This is a genomic window from Collinsella sp. LCP19S3_A7 (assembly GCF_052121995.1).
In the GTDB taxonomy this organism is placed as follows: Bacteria; Actinomycetota; Coriobacteriia; order Coriobacteriales; family Coriobacteriaceae; genus Collinsella.
Map to the genome: position 1 here is coordinate 1 of NZ_JBQKDE010000037.1, position 1,651 is coordinate 1,651.

The window sequence follows — 1,651 nt, forward strand, 5'->3', positions numbered from 1 at the left end:
GCCAGCCCCAGCTCCCGGGTCGCCCGGTGAAGGCGAGGAAGAAGGGCGTGAAGGGAGCGAAGAGCGTTGCTGCCTAGGCTAGCCCCTTGTCACACAAACTACCGAAGCCTCCTTTTTTCACCTGCTGAAGGTTATCAATCTTCTTATTGAGTATCTCGGCATTCTTTCTTCTGCCAATGCCCTGGCGGGCAGATCCACCCCCCTTTCGGCTGGTTCGGGGGCACAGGCATGCCCTGACGGGCAGATCCACCGCCCTTTCGGCTGGTTCGGGGTCGCAGGCATGCCCTGGCGGGCAGATCAGCGCCTTTTCGGCAGGTTCGGGGGCGCAGGCATGCCCTGACAGACGGCTGCATTGCCCATATGCGTTTTGCGCGCGAGGACCCTGTTGCTCCTGTCAAAAGCGTGGCGAAATGAAGTGGCCCAAAAGAGGGCAGCAGAATACCGAAATCCCAGCTTGAAATAGCTCAGCTATTTGTCACTGTGCGGTTCTGCCTGCTATGATTAGCCATGCACTGCTGGGGAAGACTCATCCGCTAGAATTGCTTGGACGAAAGGAGACGCAATGGTACTCGACAGATACGCGCGATTTGCTGACAGCGCCGACGTGCTCTCTTGCCCCCTTTGCCACAGCGCCCTGAAGCTGCAGGAAGGGAGCCTCGTATGTCCGAAGAGGCACTGCTTCGATATCGCAAAGCAGGGGTACGTAAACCTTCTAGGGCCCTCCAGGCAGTCAGCCCACTACAGCAAAGAATCCTTTGAGAGCCGCATGGCAATCCTGGAGGCAGGGTATTACGACCACGTGAAAGAAGCCGTCCTCACCGCGGTAGGAAGGGCCCTTTCCCCAAGCGAGGGTCCTGCAGCTGTGAACGCGACGCCATTCCGCGTGCTCGACGCGGGATGCGGAGAAGGCTTCTATGCACGTGCAATCCGAGAAAACCTCTGTGTCGACGTGGTGGCGTTTGACCTCTCAAAAGACGCCATGCTGATGGCGGCCCGCCACGATTCCAGAAAGGCGGTCAAATGGCTGGTTGGCGACCTGACGAACATCCCCGTGCTGAAAGGCTCCATCAACTGCGTGGTGGACGTATTCGCTCCCTCGAACTACGACGAATTCAAGCGCGTTCTCACCCCAACCAGAAACGCCTCCGCGCCAGGAGTGCTGGTCAAAGTGGTTCCAGGCAGCAATCATCTTACGGAGCTGCGCCACCTTGCTGAAGGATCTTTGCGCAGCAAGGAATACTCAAACCAGCTGGTGACCGATTGCTTTGAGAAGCACTTCAAGATGACCGACCGCATCAAGGTGACGCGCACCTTCGAGATGTCCGAAAGGGACGTCCGCGTGTTCGCCGAGATGACGCCGCTGCTGTTCGGCATCGACGCGGAGTCCCTAAATCTATCGCGTGTGAAAAGCATCACCATCGAGGCTGAATTGCTGGTGGGCACCCCTCGCTCCCAAGGCCCTTCATGAGCTCAGCCAGCTCATCATCCTCTTAATTGCAGGGCTGAAGGACAGCCCTTGTCAACCGCCCCAGAAGAAATCTGGCTCTTCGGTGGTTTCTGTGGGAGAGATTCCGGCATAGGCCCAGCTCAGCGGGCGAAAACAACGATCTGGAACTGAAACGGCCCCGGGAGGGGCCGTTTCCGCGTCATC

General features: G+C 58.2%; 1 protein-coding gene and 1 pseudogene. Both read left to right on the top strand.

What is annotated here, in order from left to right; translation table 11 throughout:
- Nucleotides 1–562: 562 nt before the first annotated feature.
- A pseudogene (locus ACTQV3_RS09185) lies at nt 563–703 on the top strand (putative RNA methyltransferase); the annotation flags it as partial.
- Between the two features lie 63 nt (nt 704–766).
- On the top strand, nt 767–1,468 hold the full coding sequence (locus ACTQV3_RS09190; RefSeq protein ID WP_052241580.1) for a methyltransferase domain-containing protein: 702 nt from the start codon (nt 767–769) through the stop codon (nt 1,466–1,468).
- Nucleotides 1,469–1,651 lie beyond the last annotated feature (183 nt).

Bases quoted from the DNA above. Each gene is read 5' to 3' on its own strand.
- ACTQV3_RS09190 (WP_052241580.1), top strand. From the start codon at position 767: ATGGCAATCCTGGAGGCAGGGTATTACGACCACGTGAAAGAAGCCGTC.